The sequence below is a fragment of the Roseburia sp. AM16-25 genome (assembly GCF_003473825.1).
GTDB lineage: Bacteria > Bacillota > Clostridia > Lachnospirales > Lachnospiraceae > Pararoseburia > Pararoseburia lenta.
In genome coordinates this window covers 1-1,213 of the sequence record NZ_QUCW01000012.1, presented here as the reverse complement: position 1 = coordinate 1,213, position 1,213 = coordinate 1, and the positions used below count along the sequence as shown (strand labels likewise).

At 38.4% G+C, this 1,213-nt stretch carries 1 protein-coding gene; it reads left to right on the top strand.

Going from position 1 to position 1,213, the window contains the following annotated elements; genetic code table 11:
- Window positions 1-106 precede the first annotated feature (106 nt).
- The gene (locus DW183_RS12365) at window positions 107-1,054 is read left to right on the top strand and encodes a DDE-type integrase/transposase/recombinase (RefSeq protein WP_118282734.1); all 948 of its coding nucleotides are present in this window, start codon (window positions 107-109) and stop codon (window positions 1,052-1,054) included.
- Window positions 1,055-1,213: the final 159 nt, after the last annotated feature.

Genomic DNA, 1,213 nt, shown 5'->3' with positions numbered 1-1,213 from the left:
TGTAGGGTTACAATTGATGTGACACCTACCCCTATACAAAAACGGTTGAGTCCTATAGAATTTTAATCGCCAAACCAAAACTCTATATAAAGGATTATCAACCGTCATGAATACAATAACATACTCACAACGATATTTTCCACATGAACTTAATACAAAATTTTATGCAGTCAAACTTTATCGTACCGGTGTAGGTGTATCGTTTGTCTGCCGTCGATATCATATTTCCAAATCATCTTTGATGCGATGGAATAAGAAATTCGATGGTACAAAAGAATCCTTAATCGACAAGTCGCATCGTCCTCTCTCCAAGCATCCCAATGCTCATACAGACGAAGAACTAAAATGGATTCAGGACTATCACAGACGCAACCCTAAAATTTCCGTCTGTGAGCTTTATGGTAAGCTCCGTTCTAATAAAGGGTATTCCAGACATCCAGGCTCATTGTACCGCGTTTATCGTCGTCTTGGTTATTCTAGTTCTGCACCTTCTACTAAGAACAAGCGCAAACCTCAGCCTTATGACACTCCATCTACGCTTGGAATCAAGTGGCAAATGGATGTAAAGTACGTCCCTGCCGCCTGCTACTCAGGATCTATTCCGCAAAAGTTCTATCAATACACCGTTATTGATGAAGCTTCTCGAGAACGATTTATTTATCCTTACATGGAACAAAGCAGCTATTCCACTGTTGACTTTTTAAAGCGTGCGATCGATTACTTTGGCTATCAGCCACAGATTTTGCAAACAGATAACGGAGGCGAATTCACCCACTTGAAGAAAACAGACCGAATCCATCCTCTTGATGTTATCTGTGGAAAAATCGGAATAAAGCATAAGCAAATTCGCCCTAGAACACCCCGACATAACGGTAAAGTTGAACGTAGCCATCGTAATGATCAAGAACGATTCTACAATCATATGTCGTTTTTCAGTTATGATGATCTAATGATTCAAATGAGACGATACCTAAATCGCTCTAATAAAATACCAATGCAGGTTCTAGGCTGGAAATCACCTTTAGAAAAACGTCTCGAACTCGAGACACAATAATTCTTATTCCGTTTGTTCAATAAAATCTTGCAGATAAAAAGTAATCAAACAGAACAAGAATGAGGTATAGTATCTTATGCTTACCGATTAGATTCTATAGTACCATGCCAATCTTTTTATTTTTCAAAAGTTGGTGTCACATCATTGACTAATGTACAA